General features: G+C 62.0%; 22 protein-coding genes and 1 pseudogene. 18 read left to right on the top strand and 5 right to left on the bottom strand.

All coding sequences use genetic code 11. From position 1 onward, the window contains the following. The first annotated feature begins 2 nt into the window (after positions 1-2). From BLU26_RS13095 to siaD, 5 genes are read left to right on the top strand one after another with little or no spacing between them, the layout of a single operon-like run. The gene (locus BLU26_RS13095) at positions 3-1277 is read left to right on the top strand and encodes a dihydroorotase (protein WP_092287350.1); all 1275 of its coding nucleotides are present in this window, start codon (positions 3-5) and stop codon (positions 1275-1277) included. A gap of 60 nt (positions 1278-1337) precedes the next feature. Further along, a complete protein-coding gene (gene siaA / locus BLU26_RS13090; RefSeq protein ID WP_092287349.1) occupies positions 1338-3332 on the top strand; it encodes a biofilm regulation protein phosphatase SiaA in 1995 nt (664 codons plus the stop codon). A gap of 34 nt (positions 3333-3366) precedes the next feature. Next, positions 3367-3909, top strand: coding sequence for a biofilm regulation protein kinase SiaB (siaB, locus tag BLU26_RS13085; protein WP_092287348.1), 543 nt, complete (start codon positions 3367-3369; stop codon positions 3907-3909). A gap of 21 nt (positions 3910-3930) precedes the next feature. Then, positions 3931-4308 carry a biofilm regulation phosphoprotein SiaC gene (gene siaC / locus BLU26_RS13080; protein WP_092287347.1) on the top strand — a complete coding sequence of 126 codons (378 nt, stop codon included), beginning with the start codon at positions 3931-3933 and terminating at the stop codon, positions 4306-4308. 8 nt (positions 4309-4316) lie between these two features. Beyond that, entirely contained in the window at positions 4317-5120 is an 804-nt protein-coding gene (gene siaD / locus BLU26_RS13075) for a biofilm regulation diguanylate cyclase SiaD (RefSeq protein WP_092287346.1), read from the top strand. Here the strand turns inward: siaD and BLU26_RS13070 are convergent. Beyond that, positions 5117-6271 (bottom strand): PilT/PilU family type 4a pilus ATPase, encoded by a 1155-nt coding sequence (locus BLU26_RS13070; protein WP_092287345.1) that lies wholly within the window; start codon positions 6269-6271, stop codon positions 5117-5119. The two genes, siaD and BLU26_RS13070, sit on opposite strands and share 4 nt — an antisense overlap. Before the next feature lie 61 nt (positions 6272-6332). Beyond that, positions 6333-7367 carry a type IV pilus twitching motility protein PilT gene (locus BLU26_RS13065; RefSeq protein ID WP_092287344.1) on the bottom strand — a complete coding sequence of 345 codons (1035 nt, stop codon included), beginning with the start codon at positions 7365-7367 and terminating at the stop codon, positions 6333-6335. Between the two features lie 77 nt (positions 7368-7444). Here BLU26_RS13065 and BLU26_RS13060 point away from each other — a divergent pair, with 77 nt between their 5' ends. From BLU26_RS13060 to BLU26_RS13005, 12 genes and pseudogenes are all read left to right on the top strand, one after another. After that, positions 7445-8158: a YggS family pyridoxal phosphate-dependent enzyme gene (locus tag BLU26_RS13060; RefSeq protein WP_092287343.1), complete on the top strand. Its 714-nt coding sequence runs from the start codon at positions 7445-7447 to the stop codon at positions 8156-8158. Continuing rightward, positions 8159-8977 (top strand): pyrroline-5-carboxylate reductase, encoded by an 819-nt coding sequence (proC, locus tag BLU26_RS13055; RefSeq protein WP_092287342.1) that lies wholly within the window; start codon positions 8159-8161, stop codon positions 8975-8977. A 9-nt stretch (positions 8978-8986) separates the two neighbouring features. After that, complete coding sequence (locus tag BLU26_RS13050) at positions 8987-9577, top strand: YggT family protein (RefSeq protein ID WP_092287341.1); 591 nt, start codon at positions 8987-8989, stop codon at positions 9575-9577. Continuing rightward, a pseudogene (locus tag BLU26_RS13045) lies at positions 9574-9867 on the top strand (DUF167 family protein). Before BLU26_RS13050 ends, BLU26_RS13045 begins: the two are co-directional and overlap by 4 nt. A 149-nt stretch (positions 9868-10016) precedes the next feature. After that, positions 10017-11159, top strand: coding sequence for a homoserine O-succinyltransferase MetX (gene metX / locus BLU26_RS13040; RefSeq protein ID WP_092287340.1), 1143 nt, complete (start codon positions 10017-10019; stop codon positions 11157-11159). 2 nt (positions 11160-11161) lie between these two features. Beyond that, positions 11162-11752, top strand: a complete 591-nt coding sequence (gene metW / locus BLU26_RS13035) for a methionine biosynthesis protein MetW (protein WP_092288489.1) — start codon at positions 11162-11164, stop codon at positions 11750-11752. 27 nt (positions 11753-11779) lie between these two features. Next, positions 11780-12220 (top strand): DUF4426 domain-containing protein, encoded by a 441-nt coding sequence (locus tag BLU26_RS13030; RefSeq protein ID WP_092287339.1) that lies wholly within the window; start codon positions 11780-11782, stop codon positions 12218-12220. Next, positions 12210-12815, top strand: coding sequence for an RdgB/HAM1 family non-canonical purine NTP pyrophosphatase (rdgB, locus tag BLU26_RS13025; protein WP_092287338.1), 606 nt, complete (start codon positions 12210-12212; stop codon positions 12813-12815). Before BLU26_RS13030 ends, rdgB begins: the two co-directional genes overlap by 11 nt. After that, positions 12812-14044, top strand: coding sequence for a radical SAM family heme chaperone HemW (gene hemW / locus BLU26_RS13020; RefSeq protein ID WP_092287337.1), 1233 nt, complete (start codon positions 12812-12814; stop codon positions 14042-14044). The genes rdgB and hemW overlap by 4 nt, the downstream gene beginning before the upstream one ends. 188 nt (positions 14045-14232) lie before the next feature. Next, a complete protein-coding gene (locus BLU26_RS13015) occupies positions 14233-15396 on the top strand; it encodes an iron-containing alcohol dehydrogenase (protein ID WP_092287336.1) in 1164 nt (387 codons plus the stop codon). A gap of 34 nt (positions 15397-15430) precedes the next feature. Continuing rightward, the gene (locus BLU26_RS13010) at positions 15431-15868 is read left to right on the top strand and encodes an acyl-CoA thioesterase (protein ID WP_092287335.1); all 438 of its coding nucleotides are present in this window, start codon (positions 15431-15433) and stop codon (positions 15866-15868) included. Further along, positions 15868-16410 carry a DUF922 domain-containing protein gene (locus tag BLU26_RS13005; RefSeq protein ID WP_092287334.1) on the top strand — a complete coding sequence of 181 codons (543 nt, stop codon included), beginning with the start codon at positions 15868-15870 and terminating at the stop codon, positions 16408-16410. The genes BLU26_RS13010 and BLU26_RS13005 overlap by 1 nt, the downstream gene beginning before the upstream one ends. A gap of 90 nt (positions 16411-16500) precedes the next feature. On the opposite strand, the gene gloA is transcribed toward BLU26_RS13005, so the two are convergent. From gloA to BLU26_RS12990, 3 genes are all read right to left on the bottom strand, one after another. Next, positions 16501-17031: a lactoylglutathione lyase gene (gene gloA / locus BLU26_RS13000; protein WP_092287333.1), complete on the bottom strand. Its 531-nt coding sequence runs from the start codon at positions 17029-17031 to the stop codon at positions 16501-16503. 138 nt (positions 17032-17169) lie between these two features. Next, on the bottom strand, positions 17170-18030 hold the full coding sequence (locus BLU26_RS12995; RefSeq protein WP_197674489.1) for a crotonase/enoyl-CoA hydratase family protein: 861 nt from the start codon (positions 18028-18030) through the stop codon (positions 17170-17172). 121 nt (positions 18031-18151) lie between these two features. Beyond that, positions 18152-18610, bottom strand: coding sequence for a DUF3859 domain-containing protein (locus BLU26_RS12990; RefSeq protein ID WP_092287331.1), 459 nt, complete (start codon positions 18608-18610; stop codon positions 18152-18154). 203 nt (positions 18611-18813) lie between these two features. Between BLU26_RS12990 and BLU26_RS12985 the strand changes: the two genes are divergently transcribed. After that, positions 18814-19560, top strand: coding sequence for a substrate-binding periplasmic protein (locus tag BLU26_RS12985; RefSeq protein WP_092287330.1), 747 nt, complete (start codon positions 18814-18816; stop codon positions 19558-19560). Positions 19561-19573 lie beyond the last annotated feature (13 nt).

The following is a 19573-nucleotide window of genomic DNA, read 5'->3' as shown; positions in this document are numbered from 1 at the left end:
CCATGCGACTGACCATTCAAGGCGCACGGGTGATCGACCCGGCTAGCCAGTTTGACCGAATCACCGACCTGCATATCGCCGCCGGCCACATCCAGGCGATGGGTGCTGCGCCGGAAGGCTTCACCGCCAATCAGACCATTGACGCCCGCGGCCTGATCGCCAGCCCCGGTCTGGTCGACCTGAACGTCAGCCTGCGCGAGCCCGGCTACAGCCGCAAGGGCAGCATCGACAGCGAAACCCGCGCCGCCGCCGCCGGTGGCGTCACCAGTCTCTGCTGCCCCCCGGACAGCAAGCCGGTACTGGATACCTCGGCGGTAGCCGAGCTGATCCTCGACCGCAGTCAGGCCGCCGGCCATGCTCGGGTGCTACCGATTGGCGCACTGACCAAAAACCTCGAAGGCGAACACCTGAGCGAGCTGGTTGCGCTGCGCGATGCCGGCTGCGTGGCCTTCACCCAGGGCCTGAACCCCATGGGCAGCAACCGCATCCTGCGCCGATCGCTGGAGTACGCTGCTACCTTCGATGTGCCCATCATTTTCACCCCGCTGGACCCCTCACTGGCTGAGGGCGGCATGGCACACGAGGGCCCTACCGCCTCGCGCCTGGGGCTGGTCGGCATTCCCGAGAGCGCCGAAACCGTGGCCCTGGCGCGCGACCTGTTGCTGATCGAACAGACCGGGGTGCGCGCCCATTTCAGCGGGCTGACCAGTGCCCGTGCGGTCGACATGCTGGCCACCGCCCAGGCGCGCGGTCTGCCGGTCACCGCCGACGTCGCCGCCTATCAGCTACTACTCTGCGATGAGGACCTGAATGGCTTCTCCAGCCTGCTGCATGTGATGCCGCCGCTGCGCTCTGCGGCAGACCGCCGGGCGCTGCGCGAAGCGGTACAGAGCGGCGTGATTCAGGCCATTGCCTCGCACCACCGCCCGCATGAGCCGGAAGCGAAGCGGGTGCCCTTTGCTGCCTCCGCACCGGGCATCAGCAGCGTCGAGATACTGCTGCCGCTGGCGCTGACGCTGGTGGCCGACGGCCTGCTTGAACTGCCCGCCCTGCTCTCACGGCTGACCACTGGCCCCGCGGCTGCCTTGCATCTGCAGGCAGGCCAGCTGACACTGGGCGGCGCGGCGGACATTACCCTGTTCGACCCCGCACAGGCCTGCGAGATTGGCCGCAACTGGCTGTCGCGCGGGGCCAACTGTCCGTTTATCGGGCAGGGCGCACCCGCTGCCGTGACCCACACCCTGTGCAACGGAAAACTGGTATATCAGGCGAACTGATTATGTTGCTGTAGCCGGGGACCTTCCCCGGCCTTACCTGATCATGAAAAGGACGTTCTCATGGCCGCTTTCGGCTTGCGTGGTAAATCCCTTGTTGCGTTGCTGTTGGCCGGCTTGCTGGCGTTACTGCCCGCCGGCCTGATCGGCTGGTCGTTACTCAGCGGCATTCACGAACATTTCGGCGAGGCGTACGCGCGCAACGCCACACTGCTGAGCCGGGAAAAGATTCGCGCGCCCATCAGCCGCGAGCTGGCGTTGTCGCTGCGACTGGCCAACTCCGAGGTCACCCTGCAGTGGCTGAAAGACCCGCAAAACCCGGAAAAGAAAGACCTGTTTTTCCGCGAGGCCGAGCGGTATCGCCAGGATTTTCGTGACCATGCCTACTTCATTGGCATGTTGAGCAACATGGGCTACTACTTCAACGGCAACGACGAGCCGCTCAGCCGCGAACCGCGCTACACGCTGAACCCCGACGCGCCGGCCGACAGCTGGTTTTTCGCCACGCTGCGCGACACTGAGAACTTCAACATCAATGTCGACTTGAACCCGGAGCTGAACACCACCAAGGTGTGGCTCAATATGGTGGTGAAAGACGACAACGGCGAGGTGCTGGCGCTGGCCGGTTCGGGCGTGGATTTGTCGAGTTTCATCCGCGACTTCATCGCCAGCGACGACAGCGGCGTCACGCCGATGATTCTGGATAGTGAAGGCGCTATTCAGGCGCACCAGGACCGTAGCCTGATAGCCCTGAACTCGGGCGCCGATGCCAAGGCCGCGGCCGGCAACACCCTGCTCGACCTGCTAGCCAATGACGAGCAGAGAGCCTCAGTGCTCGCCGCCATGCAGGCGGTACAGGCCGAGCCCGGCGCCGTGCAGGTGCGCACGGTCAGCCTGGACGGCCATGCGCGACTGCTGGCCCTGTCCTACATCCCTGAGCTGAACTGGTTTGTTGCCAATGCTATCGACCTGAACAGCGCCCAGGTCATTGACCGTACCTGGCTGCTGCCAGTACTGCTCGGCCTGGGCGCCCTGCTGATCCTCTTCGTGTTGCTGTTTGCCTTCGCCATCGAACGGCTGCTGCTACGCCCACTACGCCAACTGCGATATAGCGCGCAAGCCATGGCCGCAGGCCGCTATGACGTTGCCCTGCCACACACCCGCAACGACGAAATCGGCGAGCTCAGCGAAGCCTTCGACGCCATGGCGCAGAAAGTACGCAGCCATACCAGCGAGCTGGAACAGCGGGTGCAGGAACGCACTCGGGATCTGGAAGCGGCAAACCAGAGCATGCTCAGCGCGCGCAAGAAGATCGAAGACTCGATCGACTACGCCAGCCTGATTCAGCGCTCCATCCTGCCCAACCGCGAGTTGGTCAACGCCCTCGGGCAGCACCACGCCGTACTCTGGCGGCCCCGCGACGTGGTCGGCGGCGACTTCTATATCTTCCGCAGCGAAGCCCCGCGCTGTCTGTTTGGCGTAGTCGACTGCGCCGGCCACGGCGTACCCGGCGCGCTCATGACCATGCTGGCCCACGCTGCCCTGGAACAAGCCATCAGCGATTGCGGGCTGGATGACCCTGCCGCCATACTGCAGCGCACCGACCAGATCGTGCGCAGCATGCTCAGCGACTCTGCCGAATACAAGTCCGTCGCCACCAACATGGACGTCGGCCTGGCCTACGTTGATCTGCAGGGCCGCCGCGTGGTGTTCTCGGGCGCCAAGATCGCTCTCTACCATAGCGACGGCAGCAGCGTGGAGCATCTGAGCGGTGGTCGCAGAGCGCTGGGCGACAAGCGGCAGGGCGAGTATCACAATAGCGAGGTGGCACTGCAGGCGGGCCGCACCTTCTACCTGTGCACCGACGGTTTTCTGGATCAAGCGGGCGGTGACCGCGGCTTTGGTTTCGGCAGCAGCCGCTTTGCAGAGATGCTCTGCCAGCACGCCAAATTGCCGCTGCAACAGCAAAGTGCGGCATTCAGCGATACACTGGCGTCCTATCAGGGCGATTATCCGCAACGTGATGACATCACCATGCTGTGCTTCCGCTTCGATTAGCGCGGGCCACTCATTGAATCGCACAGGAGCTGTAATGGAAAATATTGACCTTTTTGCCATGCGTGAGCGCTTCAACAACCAGCAAATAATGCTGTGTTTCAACGGCCCCATCTCGCGCAGCCTGATCGAAGAGATAGGTAATGCCCTGCGCAACTACCTGTCGGCCGAGCACGCACACCCCAGTGCCGCCATGGATGTCTTCGCGGTGTATATTGAAATGACGCAGAACATCAGCCACTACACCCGCGCCCGGCAATGGAACGAGCAGGAAGCGGGCGCGACCGTGGTGGTCTCGCGCAACCAGGGCGGCCGCTATGTGGTGTCGGCCGGCAACCTGATCGAAATGCCCGACGGCGAAAACCTGCTGCAGGCCGTAGAAGGCCTGGCAGGCATGGACAAGGCCGAGCTGAAAGCCGCCTACAAGGAACAGCTACGTCGCCCCCGTGATGAAGCGCGCCCCTCGGGCGCCGGACTCGGGTTGATCGACATAGCACGAAAATCCAGCGAGCCACTGCAGGCCTCCCTGCAGCCACTGGCCGGCGGTCGCGGCTTTTTCAGCCTGCGCGCCGTCATCTGATTGAGTAACGAGTTTAAACCCATGACTGATTTTTCTATCGCCAGCTCCCAGTCCACCCCCGAAGTTCGTAGTGACTGGGCCAACGGCAAGCTCTACATGGAAGGTGATTCCTACCCGGAAAACTCCTTCGACATGTTCCAGCAGGTATTCGACTGGATGGAAGCCTATCTGGACCAGGCCTCTGCACCTCTGGCACTGGAGTTGCGCCTGCTGTACCTGAACACCAGCAGCGTCAAGGCCATGATGGACATATTCGACCTGTTGGAAGCCGCTCACCAGCAAGGCAAGCCGGTCTCCGTTTGCTGGTACTATGATCCACAGAACGAGCGGGTCGCGGAGTTGGCCGAGGAGTTCAAGGAAGACTGCAGCTTCCCGTTCGATATTGTCAGCCACACCTAGAGTCCGAGATGAAACAGCCAAACCAGAGCCTTGAAGCCAATATCCACGCGCTATTGGAGGATCCCGCCCAGCAGGACAATCCGTTGCGCGAACCCCTGGTCTCGCTCTGGGCCAACCATCAGGACCTGGCGCGACGCATCGACCGAATCAGCCGCATTTCCGACGCTTACCAGAGCATGGCCAAGCAGCAGGAGCAGTCGCTGACCGAGCGCCTGAACAAGCAGCTGCGACAACTGGAGAAGGTCGCGCGCATCTCCGATCGCTACCAGAACATGATGCGCGACCTCAACGAGGCACTGCGTGAAGCCTCAACCCATGACGCCCTGACCGGGCTGCCTAACCGGCGCCTGCTGGTCGACCGTCTGAAGAAGGAAGCCGAGCGTTACGCGCGCTACCAGCGCCCCTTTACCATCGCCATGCTTGACGTTGACCACTTCAAGACGATCAACGACCAGTACGGCCATGAGCTGGGCGATAGCGCGCTGACCGAAATCGCCCGGGTGCTGGACGCAGAGATCAGAGAGCAGGATTTGTGCGGGCGCTGGGGCGGCGAGGAGTTTCTGATTCTGTTACCGGAAACCCAGGCCGACGCTGCGGCCAAGGTCATGGAGCGGGTGCGCACGGCAATAGAGAACCTGACCATTCGCGCGCAGACCGACTCGGTCAATGCCACTATCAGCATCGGCATTGCCGAGTATCAGCCAGGGGAAAGCTACTCGGAAACCATCAACCAGGCCGACCACGCCCTGCTGGTAGCCAAGCGTGGTGGTCGCAACCAGTTGAGCACCGCGCGGGCGCCCAGCGGCGCTTAACGCCGTGTGCGGTGGTGAACGCTGGTTTCGTCTTCCTCTTCCAGCGAGAAACCGTTGTTCTCTTCGCCCATCAGATGCTTGCCGTCGGTCTCCGAGCCCAGCTTGATCATCAAACGCAGGTCGTTGGCCGAATCGGCGTGGGCCAGTGCATCCTCATAGGTAATCTCGCCCTGGCTGTACAGCTTGTACAACGCCTGATCGAAGGTTTGCATACCCAACTCGCCAGAACGCGCCATCAGCGGTTTGAGTTCGTGCACTTCACCCTTGCGGATCATGTCGGCGGCCAGCGGTGAGTTCAGCAACACCTCAATGGCTGCACGACGGCCTTTGCCGTCCGGCGAGGGGATCAGCTGCTGGGCCACAATCGCCTTGAGGTTGAGGGACAGATCCATCCACACCTGCTGATGCAGCTCGGTAGGGAAGAAGTGAATGATGCGGTCAAGCGCCTGGTTGGCGTTGTTGGCGTGCAGCGTGGCCAGACACAGGTGACCGGTCTCGGCAAAGGCCACCGCGTGCTCCATGGTCTCCTTGCTGCGCACCTCACCAATCAGAATCACATCCGGCGCCTGGCGCAGGGTGTTTTTCAGGGCGATCTCGAAAGAATCGGTATCAATCCCCACTTCGCGCTGGGTGACGATGCAGTTCTGATGCTGATGGATAAATTCGATCGGGTCTTCAATCGAGATGATGTGGCCGCTGGAGTGCTTGTTGCGGTAGCCGATCATCGACGCCAGCGAAGTCGACTTACCGGTACCGGTCGCGCCGACAAAGATCACCAGGCCCCGCTTGGTCATGGCCAACTGCTTGAGCACATCGGGCAGGCGCAGCTCTTCCATGGTCGGGATATTGATCTCGATGCGGCGCAGGACCATGCCGACCAGGTTGCGCTGATAAAAGGCACTGACACGGAAACGGCCAATACCGCGCGCGCTAATGGCAAAGTTGCACTCGCGCTTCTCGGCGAACTCGCGGCGCTGCGCTTCGGTCATGACGCCCAGCACGGTTTCGCGGGTCTGTTCAGGCGAGAGGGGGGTCTTGGTCACCGGCAGAATCTTGCCATGCACTTTCATGCTGGGTGGAACGCCGGCTGTAATGAACAGGTCGGATGCGCCTTTCTCGACCATCAGCCGCAACAGCTTTTCAAACTCCATGCTATGCCTCTTTTATCCTTCGCGGCGGGCAGCTTGGGCCCGCCAAAAACAGCCAGCCGCGTTAGAAACCGTCGACTGCCTTGGCTTTTTCGCGGGCGCTTTCCTTGGTGATCAGACCTTTGGAAATCAGACCTTTCAAGCACATGTCGAGCGTCTGCATACCGATGTTGCCGCCGGTCTGAATAGCCGAATACATCTGCGCGATTTTGTCTTCGCGGATCAGGTTGCGGATCGCCGGGGTGCCAATCATGATTTCGTGCGCAGCAACCCGGCCACCACCAATCTTCTTCAGCAGGGTCTGCGAGATAACCGCTTGCAGCGATTCGGACAGCATCGAACGCACCATGGACTTTTCTTCACCGGGGAAGACGTCGACGATACGGTCAATGGTCTTGGCCGCCGAGGTGGTGTGCAGGGTGCCGAACACCAAGTGGCCGGTTTCCGCTGCGGTCAACGCCAGGCGAATGGTCTCGAGGTCACGCATCTCGCCGACCAGGATGATGTCGGGGTCTTCCCGCAGGGCCGAGCGCAGGGCTTCGGCAAAACCCAGGGTGTCGCGGTGCACTTCACGCTGGTTGACCAGACACTTTTTCGACTCGTGAACGAATTCGATCGGGTCCTCGATGGTCAGAATATGCTGGTACTTGGTGCTGTTCAGGTAATCGACCATGGCCGCAAGGCTGGTTGACTTGCCCGAACCGGTCGGGCCGGTGACCAGCACCAGACCACGCGGGTTGTCGGAAATCTTCTTGAACACGTCGCCCATGCCCAGATCTTCCATGGTCAGTACCTTGGAAGGAATGGTCCGGAACACAGCGCCAGCGCCGCGGTTCTGATTGAAGGCGTTCACCCGGAAGCGAGCAACACCGGGCACTTCGAACGAGAAGTCGGTCTCGAGAAACTCCTCGAAATCCTTGCGCTGCTTGTCGTTCATGATGTCGTAGATCAAGCCATGCACTTGCTTGTGTTCCATGGCCGGCACGTTGATCCGGCGCACGTCGCCATCCACACGAATCATGGGCGGCAGTCCTGCCGACAGGTGCAAGTCCGACGCGCCCTGTTTGGCGCTGAAGGCTAACAGCTCGGTAATATCCATAGGGTTCCCCATTACAACCTGCAAGCATGTAGAATGCCGGCAGAGTCTATTCGATTGGCAAGGTATTAACGTCAGTAATGTCCACGATAGCAGAGAATATTGCAAACGTTCGTGAACGCATACAGCGCGCCGCCGCCGTTGCCGACCGCGACCCCGATACCATTACCCTGATGGCGGTGAGCAAAACCCGTCCCGCCAGTGCCATCCGTGACGCCTGGGCAGCAGGCGTACAGAATATAGGGGAAAACTACCTGCAGGAAGCGCTGGAGAAGATCTCCGTGCTGTCCGACCTCCCCTTGATCTGGCACTTCATCGGCCCCATTCAATCCAACAAGACGAAAACCATCGCCGAGCACTTCGACTGGGTGCACAGCGTTGACCGTCTGAAGATTGCCAGACGCTTGTCCGAACAGCGCCCGGAACACCTGCCGGCACTGAATGTCTGCCTGCAGGTGAATATCAGCGGCGAAGACAGCAAGTCCGGCGTCAGCCTGGCTGAACTGCCTGCACTGGCTGATGCCGTGGCCGCGCTACCGCGCTTGCGCCTGCGTGGCCTGATGGCAATTCCGGCGCCGGCCGAGACCAGCGCCGCACGCCGCGCGCCGCTAGCGGCGTTGCGCGCAGCCCAGGCGGCCCTGCCACTGCCGCTCGACACCTTGTCCATGGGCATGAGCGACGACCTGGTAGAAGCCATTCAGGAAGGCGCCAGCATGGTGCGTATCGGCAGCGCACTCTTTGGCGCACGCGACTACTCCACAACCAACACGCATTCCGAGCGAGGTTCCAACTAAATGACTGCTCCCATTATCGGTTTCATCGGCGCCGGCAACATGGCTACCAGCCTGATTGGTGGCCTGCTGCAGAAGAACATGAAACCCGAGCGCATCATTGCCAGCGATCCCAAGGCGGAACAGGGCGCGGCCCTGAGCAAGCAGTTCCAGATTCGTACCGTGACCGATAATGCGTTACTCGCCGCCGAATGCGACGTGCTGCTGCTGGCGGTCAAACCGCAGGTGATGCAGGCGGTCTGCCGCGCGCTGCCGGCCGAGCGCAAGCCCGGCCAGTTGGTGATCTCGATTGCCGCCGGCATCAGCTGCGACAGCCTGGCCGAGTGGCTCGGCGACACTACGCCCATTGTGCGCTGCATGCCCAACACGCCGTCGTTACGCGGCCAGGGCGTCAGCGGCCTGTTTGCCACCGCCGCGGTGAGCGAAGCGCAGAAAGAGCTGACCGAGACCATTTTCAACGCCGTCGGTATCAGCGTTTGGCTGGAAGAAGAAAACCTGATCGACGCCGTGATCGCCGTCTCCGGCAGTGGCCCGGCTTATTTCTTCTACATGATTGAGGCGATGATCGACGCCGGTGAAAAGCTCGGCTTGCCGCGTGACACCGCCGAACGCATGGCGCTGTTCACCGCGCTGGGCGCCGCCGACATGGCAGTCAACAGCGATGTCGACGTGGCCGAGCTGCGCCGCCGCGTCTGCTCGCCCGGCGGCACCACCGAGCAGGCGATCAAGACCTTCCAGACAGAAGGCCTGCCACAAATGGTCGACCACGCCATGCAGGCCGCCGCCAAACGCGCCGCCGAAATGTCCAAAGAACTCGCCTGAGGAAACACCATGACCGGCCTGAACATGGCAGCTATCTATATTGTGCAGACCCTCGGCAGCCTGTATCTGCTGATCGTACTACTGCGCTTTATCCTGCAACTGGTGCGTGCGGACTTCTACAACCCGCTGTCGCAGTTCATCGTGCGTGCCACCAAACCGCTGCTGATGCCGCTGCGCCGGGTCATCCCCGGCTACGCCGGGGTCGACTTCGCCTCCCTGGTACTGGCGCTGGCGATCCAACTGGTGCTGATGGCTATCATCATCAAATTGATGGGCTACGCTCTGCCGGGCATTCTGCAGCTGCTGGCCTGGTCGCTGGTGGGGATTACCGCCCTCTTCCTCAAGGTGTTTTTCTTCGCCCTGATCATCAGTGTGATCCTGTCCTGGGTTGCCCCGGGCAGCGCCAATCCGGCGGCCATGCTGGTAAATCAGCTGTGCGAGCCGGTTCTCGCGCCGATCCGCAAGATTCTGCCCTCCATGGGCGGGCTGGATCTGTCGCCCATCTTTGCCTTCATCGCGCTCAATCTGCTCAACATGCTGGTCATCACCAACATGGCGATTGCCACCGGCATGCCCAAGGGTCTGACGCTGGCGCTGTGACCGCGTTCTACAGCTGGCGCGGCGAGACGCTGCTGCTCAACTTGCACCTGCAACCCGGCGCCAGCCAAATCGGCTTTGCCGGGCTGCACGGTGAGCGTCTCAAGGTGCGCATCAGCGCTCCGCCGGTGGAAGGCAAGGCCAACAGCCTGTTGCTGGCCTTTCTGGCCGATGCCTTCGCCGTCAGCAAATAGCAGGTCAGCCTGCTCAGCGGTCAGAGCAGCCGGCAGAAGCGGATTGCCATCCACGCGCCGCAGCAACTGCCAGCAGAACTGGGTATCCAGCGGCCCTGAATATTGCACCAGCGCAGCGCGCTCTTTAGACTGACGCCTCGATTGTTGGCGCCGTACTGGTCAGTCGCGCACCCGCCGCCAGACAGGGCCTGCCAGGCAGCTATGCCGTCCGTATCAGACCAGGCCAACCCACACAGGAACAGGTATTAATGTCCACATTTGCTGCTGACTCCGTCGGCCTGGTGACACCCCAGCGACACAGCTTCAGCGAGCCGCTGCAGCTGACCTGCGGCAAGGCCCTGGCGCCCTACGAGCTGGTTTACGAAACCTACGGCGCGCTCAACGCCGCTGCCGACAATGCAGTGCTGATCTGCCACGCACTGTCCGGCCATCACCACGCTGCCGGTTACCACAGTGCCGATGAGCGCAAACCCGGCTGGTGGGATTCCTGCATCGGCCCCGGCAAGGCGATCGACACCAACCGCTTCTTTGTCGTCAGTTTGAATAACCTGGGGGGCTGCCACGGCTCCACCGGCCCTTCCAGCATCAGCCCGGAAACCGGCAAGGCCTATGGCGCCAGCTTCCCGGTATTGACCGTAGAGGACTGGGTACACAGCCAGGCGCGTCTGGCCGACGTGCTGGGCGTGCAGCAATGGGCCGCGGTGGTCGGCGGCAGTCTGGGCGGCATGCAGGCGCTGCAGTGGGCGATCAGCTACCCCGAGCGCATCCGCCATTGTGTGGCCATTGCCACAGCGCCCAAGTTGTCGGCGCAGAACATCGCCTTCAACGAAGTGGCGCGGCAGGCTATTACCACCGACCCCGATTTCCACCACGGCGACTATGCCGCCTTTGGCGTTATTCCCAAGCGCGGCCTGATGCTGGCGCGCATGGTCGGGCATATCACCTACCTGTCGGACGACTCCATGGGCAGCAAGTTTGGCCGCGAACTGCGCAGCGAGCAGCTCAACTACGACCTGACCAGTGTCGAGTTTGAGGTGGAAAGCTACCTGCGTTATCAGGGCCAGGAATTTTCCGGCCGCTTCGACGCCAACACCTATCTGCTGATGACCAAGGCGCTGGACTATTTCGACCCGGCCGCCGCACACGGCGGCGACCTGGCGAAAACCCTGGCAGGTATTCAGGCACAGACGCTGGTGATGTCCTTTACCACCGACTGGCGATTCTCGCCTGCGCGCTCGTATGAACTGGTCAATGCGCTGCTGGCGGCGAAAAAGCAGGTGAGCTATCTGGAGATCGAAGCGGCGCAGGGGCACGACGCCTTTCTGCTGCCGATTCCCCGTTACATCGAAGCCCTCAGCGGCTATATGAACCGTATAGAGGTGACCGCATGAGCCTGCGCGCCGATCTGGAGATCATTCAACAGTGGATAAAACCCGGCAGCCACGTGCTTGACCTGGGCTGTGGCGAGGGTGAACTGCTGCGCCACCTGCGCGACCACAAGCAGGTTCAGGGTTATGGCCTGGAAATCGACCCGGAGAAAATCAGCACCTGCATCCGCCACGGCGTGAACGTGCTGGAGCAGAACCTCGACAAGGAGCTGAACAATTTCGAGGACAACAGCTTCGACACTGTGGTCATGACCCAATCGCTGCAGGCCATGCATTACCCCGACCGGGTACTGGAAGACATGTTGCGCATTGGCCATGAAGGCATTCTGACCTTCCCCAATTTTGCCCACTGGCGCTGCCGCTGGTATCTGGGCACCAAGGGGCGTATGCCAGTATCCGAATTCATGCCCTATACCTGGTACAACACGCCCAACATCCACTTCTGTACCTTCAAGGATTTTGAGCAGCTATGCCGCGAGCGCAACATCAAGGTGCTCGACCGCCTGGTCGTAGATCAGACGCACCAGCGCAGCTGGCTGAGCGGCCTGTGGCCGAACCTGTTGGGCGAAGTGGCGATTTACCGCATCAGCCGCTGAGCCCTGCCCTAGCCTGAGGAGTCACCCATGTTACGTACCCTGCTTTTTGCCGTCGCACTGCTCGCCGACCCGCTGCTCCAAGCCGCCGCCGAGCCGGCACGCTTTGGCGATCTGATCGTCTATCACAACGTGTTCAACAGCAGCCTGCTGCAACCCGAGATTGCCGCCAACGCTGGCTTGCAGCGCGGCCCGAGTCAGGGGGTGATCAATATCGCCGTGCAACGCCAGGAAAACGGCAAGGCGCAAGCGGTAGACGCCATTCTCAAGGGCGAGGTGCGTAGCCTGATCGGCCAGCCCGTGAAACTCGACTTCAAGCGCATCAAGGAAGGCGATGCCATTTACTTCGTCGCCAACTACAGCGCAGCGCAGCGCGGTGTTCTGCTGTTCAAGATCGACATTCAGGCGGCGCCCGGCGCCATGGTGCACAGCCTCAGCTTCCAGCAGGAGTTCTTCCCCGATGACCAGTAAGCAACTGCCCTTCGATACTCTGGTGCTCGCCAGCAGCAACAAGGGCAAACTGGCCGAGCTGCAGGCGATGCTGGGTGATCAGGTAAAGATCCTGCCACAGAGCGACTTTATCGACGAAGACGTGGAAGAAACCGGCCTGACCTTTGTTGAGAATGCACTGCTCAAGGCGCGCCACGCCGCGCGTGCTTCGGGCCTGCCGGCGTTGGCGGACGACTCCGGCCTGGCAGTAGACGCACTGGGCGGCGCGCCCGGCATATACTCCGCACGCTATGCCGGCGGGGAAGGCGACATTGCCAACAACGCCAAGCTGCTGCAGGCGCTGTGCGACGTCCCCACAGAGGAACGCGGTGCGCAATTTATTTGCGCCCTGGCGTTGCTGCGCCACGCCGACGATCCCATGCCGATCATTTGCGAGGGCATCTGGGAAGGCCGCATTTTGAATGAAGCCATCGGCGCCCATGGCTTTGGCTACGACCCGCTGTTCTGGGTGCCCGAGCGCAAGTGCGCCAGCGCCGAACTCAGCCCCGCGGAAAAGAACCAGCTCAGCCACCGCGCGCGCGCCATGGCGCAGCTACGCCAGCGGTTGGGGCTATGACCCAGCCGCAAGCGGCAAGCAACAAGCGAGAAACCACCCCAACCGCCAGCACAGACCGCTTGCAGCTTGACGGGGGCGGCGCCCTGTCTCGCAGCTTGCAGCTGCCGCCCCTGGCGGCCTACATCCATATCCCCTGGTGCGTGAAGAAGTGCCCCTACTGCGACTTCAACTCACACACCAGCCAAAGCGCACTCCCCGAAGATGCCTATATCGACGCCATGGTCACCGACCTGCAGCAGGATCTGTCGCTGGCGGCCGGTCGCGAGCTAACGTCCATCTTCTTCGGCGGCGGCACACCCAGCCTGTTTTCCGCGGCCAGCCTGGGGCGCTTTCTGGATGCGCTGAACGCGCGACTGCCGTTCGCCGCCGACATCGAGATCACCCTGGAAGCCAACCCCGGTACCTTCGAGCAGGCCAAGTTCGTCGACTACCGCGCCACCGGCATCAACCGCCTGTCGATCGGCATCCAAAGCTTTAACGCTGAACACCTGAAAGCGCTGGGGCGCATTCACGATGATCGCGAAGCCCTCGGGGCGGTCGAGATGGCACGCTGCGCCGGCTTCGATAACCTGAATCTCGACCTGATGCACGGGCTGCCGCACCAGAGTCATGAGCAGGCGATGGCCGACATTGATCAGGCCATGGCGCTGGCGCCGGAACACCTGTCCTGGTACCAGCTGACGCTGGAGCCGAATACCGTGTTCTACTCCAAACCGCCAACCCTGCCCGAGGAAGACATTCTCTGGTCGATTCAGGAAGCCGGCCAACAGCGCATGGCCGCCGGCGGCTACGCGCAATACGAGGTATCGGCCTACGCGCAACCCGGCAAGCAGGCGCGGCACAACCTGAATTACTGGCAATACGGCGACTTCCTCGGCATTGGCGCCGGCGCGCACGGCAAGATCACTTACACCGATGGCCGCATCGAGCGCTACTGGAAGACCCGCCTGCCCAAGGATTATCTGGCCGCCGGTAAGGACGTTTGCGCCGGGCGCAAGGTACTGACTACCGAGGAGCTGCCGTTCGACTTTCTGATGAACGCCTTGCGTCTGGTGGATGGCGTGCCGGCCAGCTACTACGCTGCACGCACCGGCCAGTCGTTGGCAAGTATCGAGCCGCTGCTACAACAGGCCGCCACCAAGGGGTTGCTGGAACCCTGGGCCGACCAGCTGCGCCCAACCGAACGCGGACGGCTGTTTCTGAACGATCTACTCGAGCTGTTTCTCTAGCGCCAGCGCGCGCAGGCAACCTGAACAGCAACGCGGCGACTCAACGCGTGTGACTGTCACCGACCCGCCGCCATGCGTTAACATCGGCGGCATCAATAGCACTTGCCGCATGAACGCGCAGTCAGCAGAATTGTCTCATTCGACTTTTTTCGCCGCTTTTTTCGCTCCAACCCTAGCCCGGAGGCCCCATGAACCCGTTCAGCTTTGCCACCACCGCCCAGATTCTCTGCGAATCCGGGTCCGCCGCCCGCCTCGGCGAGCTGTGCCGCGAGCGGGACGCCCAGCGGGTACTGATCGTGACCGACCCCGGCATCACCAAGATCGGGCTGCTGAACAACATTCTGCCGGCCATGGCCAAGGCGCAGGTCAGCGTTGAAGTCTTCGATCAGGTAGAGGCCGATCCGCCGGAGCACGTGGTGCTCGAAGCGGTTGAACAGGCCCGCAACATGCAGGCCGAGCTGATTATCGGTTTCGGTGGCGGCAGCTCGATGGATGTGGCCAAGCTGGTTGCCCTGCTCGCCCACCCCGACTGCAAACAGCAAATGGCGGATATCTACGGCGTTGGCAATGCCCGCGGCCAGCGCCTGCCGCTGTTCCAGGTGCCGACCACCGCCGGTACCGGCTCGGAAGTGACCCAGATCGCCATCATCACCACCGGCGCCACCACCAAGATGGGCGTGGTCTCACCGATTCTGCTGCCCGATTTGGCGCTGCTGGACGCCGACCTGACCCTGGGCCTGCCGGCGCACGTGACCGCCGCCACCGGCATCGACGCCATGGTGCACGCGATTGAGGCCTACACCAGCAAGCTGAAGAAGAACCCGCTGTCCGACATGCTCGCGCGCGAAGCGCTGCGCCTGCTGGCCGGCAACCTGGATCAGGTGGTGCAAAACGGCCAGAACCGCGAAGCGCGGCAGGCCATGCTGCTCGGCGCCCTGCTCGCCGGCCAGGCCTTTGCCAACGCCCCGGTGGCCGCGGTACACGCGCTGGCGTATCCGCTGGGCGGGCACTTCCATATTCCGCATGGCCTGTCCAACGCGCTGGTGCTGCCGACGGTCATCGAATTCAACGCGTCCCACGCCGCCCCGCTGTACGCCGAGCTGGCGCCGTTGATTGTCGGCCCCGGCCTGCAGCCCGGCGACGCCGATCACCTCACCGCGCAAATGGTCAGTGCACTGGCTGACCTCAGCCCACGCTGTGGCCTGCCGAGCCGCCTGCGTGACGCTGGCGTACCCAAGGACAAGCTGGAGCTACTGGCCAAGGACGCCATGCTGCAGCAGCGCCTGCTGGTCAATAATCCGCGTGACGTCAGCGAAGCCGACGCGCTGGCCATCTACAACCTGGCCTATTGATGCCGCCTGTTGAACCACTGACAAGAGAATTCGCATGAGCACAAGCAAGCCCACCCGGCAGGATTATCACTACCTGCACCCGGTCACCACGCGCTGGCACGACAATGACATCTACGGTCACGTCAACAACGTGACCTATTACAGCTACTTCGACAGCGCGGTAAACAGCTGGCTGATCGCCGAGGGCGGGCTGGATATTCATGATGGCGACCAGGTGGCCTTTGTGGTCAGCTCCAACTGCGATTACTTCGCCCCCATTGCCTTCCCAGATGCCATCGAGATTGGCGTCAAGGTCGCGCGCCTGGGTAGTAGCTCGGTGCATTATGAACTGGCGGTATTCAAGCAGGGCCGCGAAGAGGCCTGCGCCGCCGGGCGCTTCGTGCATGTATTCGTGGACCGCGCCAGCAACACCGCCTTCCCCATCCCCAATCGCTGCCGCGCTGCCCTTGAGCGGCTGATGGACCCGATCTGATGCGCCTGCAACGGTGGTGCCTGCTGCCAGCGCTGCTGAGCTTGAGTGCAGCGCTGCTGGCCGAACCGGCGCTGAGCACGCGGGTTCAACAATTCGATGTACAGGGCAACACCCCTGACACCATCCGCGCCAGCCTGAACCGTGACCGCCAGCACAGCGGTAGCCGGGTTGACTGGCACTTTACCTGGGAGTCCACGCCGGGCCAGTGCCGTCTCTCTAGCGCCGGCACCGAGGTCAGCGTCACCAGTCACATGCCGCGCCTGCTGCCCGACGCCACTCGCCCGGCCAGCGTGCAGAAACAGTGGGACAGCTATCTGCTGGCTTTGCAGGCGCATCAGGATGGGCACGTGGAATTGGCGCTGGACTACGCCAGACAGATTGAACAAGCCTTGCTGGCGTTACCACCCCAGGCTAGCTGCGAGCAGTTGTCGCAAAGCGCCAACGCGGCCGGGCAACGGCTACTGAGCGCCATGGGCGCCGCTGACCGCGAGTACGATAAACGCACTCAGCACGGTGCACTGGAAGGCGCGACCTTTCCCTGAACCGGCTTTAAGACGCTATGTACTTGCAGGTGAGAGCCGGGCTTCAACCCGGCCCGCGGCCTGGCCATAGGGCATTCCGGCGTCAGCCGCTCAGGCCATGCCTGCCGGGGTGAACAGCTCGATCCAGTAGCCGTCCGGGTCGCGGATAAACGCAATGTTGTGCATCTTGCCGTCCTGCGGACGCTTCACAAAGGAAACACCCAACTCTTCAAAGCGCGCACAGGCGGCTTCCAGATCGGGCACGGCAAAGCCGATGTGACCAAAGCCCTTGGGCTCGTCATTGCCGTTGTGATAACTGAAGTCGGCATCGTCTTCAGTACCCCAGTTGTGGGTCAGCTCCAGCATGGCCGGGCGGCCAAAGGTCTGATGAGTGCGCTCAACCGGGTCTTGTGACCAATCGCCCAGCGCGTGACTGTCGATGGCCGCCAGAAAGAACAGGCTGAACTTCATCTGCGGGAAATCCAGCTTCTTCACCAGGGTCATACCCAGGACGCGAGTGTAGAAATCCAGCGTCGCCTCCGGGTTCTTGATGCGCAGCATGGTTTGGTTGAAGACAAAACCTTCGGTGGCCGGATCGCGGCTTTCGCACAGACCCGGCGCGGCCTCAAAGTGACGACTCATGGCAACAGCTCCCATTGCGGAAAAGGTCCAAGCCTAACACTGAAACGCCCGCACACAGAACGTGTGCGGGCGTCGCATCCGGTCGGTATGGCGTCGCGCTCCACCCGACAGTAAAAGCCTTACCCTGGCAGGTGGCTGTCAGCGGAACTTGCGCTCATCCCACCATGGGTAAAACGGCGGCTTGTCCTGACTGGGGCGCAACTTGAACTGCGGTGCGCGTTTTTCCAGGAAGGAGCTGACGCCCTCTTTCGCGTCCTCAGATTCACCCATAAAGGCAATCGCGCGAGAATCAACGATGTGTGCTTCCATCGGGTGATCCGCCGCCATCATGCGCCACAGCAGCTGGCGGTTCAGCGCAGCAGACATGGCCGAGGTGTTGTCGGCAATCTCACGAGCCAGCTCGCGCGCCGCCGGCAACAACTCATCGGGCTCGTGCAGGCTACGCACCAGGCCGCCCTTGAGGGCTTCCTCAGCACTGAACACGCGACCGGTATACACCCACTCGGCGGCTTGCATCGGACCCACCAAGCGCGGCAGGAACCAGCTGGAGCAAGCTTCCATGGTGATGCCGCGACGGGCAAATACGAAGCCGAACTTAGCCTTGGTAGAGGCCATGCGGATATCCATGGGCAGGCTCATGGTAACGCCCACGCCGACGGCAGCGCCGTTGAACGCACCGATCACCGGCTTGGTGCACTCATAAATGCGCAGGGAAACGGTACCGCCACCGTCGCGCAATTCGTCGCCCTCCGGCTGGTCCTGACGCTTGTGCCGGTTGAAGGTATCGCCGCCTTTTTCCAGATCAGCGCCGGCGCAGAACGCCTTGCCCGCACCAGTCATGATGATGACGCGCACCGCGTCGTCGGCATCGGCGGCATCGAAGGCAGCAATGAGTTCACGGCGCATCTGGCCGTTGAAGGCATTCATGCGGTCAGGGCGATTCAGCGTCAGGGTGAGGATGCCATCCTCAACCTGATAATCCAGGGTTTCGTAGCTCACGACGCTCTCCATAACAATGACTGTGCGGTCAGTGTAGAAAGCTCAAGCCCAATCCACCACAACCCTTTGCCTGCCGTATGACGCACCATAGCCGGTACGCATGGCAGCAACAGCGGCGCCGTTACTGCACCTGAAAAGCCTGGCTCAACAGCCGACGGTCGCCCTGATAGACCTCAAAGCGCCATTCCCCGGGCACCACTTCCCACTGGTCAGTGAACTCGAAGGCCATTACCTCGCTGGCGGTCGCGGGCTCGATTTTCTGATGCACCTCGAACTTATCGTGACGGGTGCCATCCGGGGTGACGACGCCCGGCGTGAAGTAGAACATGCTGAGCGGTGCCTCTGCCGTGGCTTTACCCGCCAGGCTGAAGCGCACACCAAAGCGCGTGCCCAGCCGTGCGGGAATGCGGGTAGTCGGCTCGATGGCATCGGTCGCGCGGGTCAGCACCCGCTCTCCCGGCTGCGCATCGCGTTGCTGGGTGACGAAAATACCAACCTCCGGCTCACCCTGCAGCGTTACTTCGGCGTGAGCAAGCGGGGCAAGGCAGACTAGGGCAAAGGCAAGGGCGCGCAAACGCATGGCTATCTCCTGTAGGTTTTCAGGCGACAGGCTATGACACTGGCATGACACATTGATGACAGCTCTAGCGCCACGCCTCTGGCCAGGGGATTTGCCATGCCCGCATACTGTCGCCCGGCATGGACGGACTGAAAGCGGCTATGCTTGAAAAAAGACAGGCTGATCACCGTCCTCGAAAACGCCCAGCGAAGCCGGTAGCACATGTGAAACAGTCAACCCTCATTGCAGCGCTGCTACTCCTCTCCCTTGGCATGCGCGCCCACGCGGACACCTATCAGGTGGTAACCGAGGAGTGGGCGCCGTACAACTATGAGGAGGACGGTCATCTCACCGGCCTGACCACTGAGATCGTCAGGGCCATCATGGCGCGCACCGGCGATGATTTTGCCATGGCGCTACTTCCCAGCATGCGCGCCAGCCGTGAACTGAAGACGCGGCCGAAAACCATCATGTATTCGCTGTTCCGCACGCCCGAGCGTGAGCCCTTGTACAAATGGGTAGGCCCTATCGTGGAGGAGTCGATCTATCCATACCAACGGGCCAATGCGGCGCCGCCGATCCACTCGCTGGAGCAACTGCTGCGTGCACCACAAATCACTACCCGGCACGCCGGCCTGATTCCCGACCTGTTGCAGTCGTTGGGCTTCACCAACCTTGACCGCAGCGCCACCAAAAATCAGCAGCTTTACCGCATGCTGCTGGCTGGCCGCACCGATATCATCATCGGCGACACCGCCGCTGGCGTGGCCTATTACAGCCGCCAACTCAACATCGCACCGAATGCACTGCGGCGGGTACCGATCGAAATCTATCGCTCATCGCTCTACATTGCCTTCAGCCTCGACTGTGACGACGCGCTGGTGGCGGCCTGGAGCGAGGCGCTGGAGCAGCTCAACCAGAGCGGTGAGCTGGCACTTATCCGCCTGCGCTATGAGCGGCTCGACGGATAGCAGAGGCCAAAGC

It is taken from the genome of Halopseudomonas sabulinigri, from assembly GCF_900105255.1.
GTDB lineage: Bacteria > Pseudomonadota > Gammaproteobacteria > Pseudomonadales > Pseudomonadaceae > Halopseudomonas > Halopseudomonas sabulinigri.
Note: the sequence above shows the minus strand (reverse complement) of the source record. Positions and strands in the feature narration are given on the sequence as shown.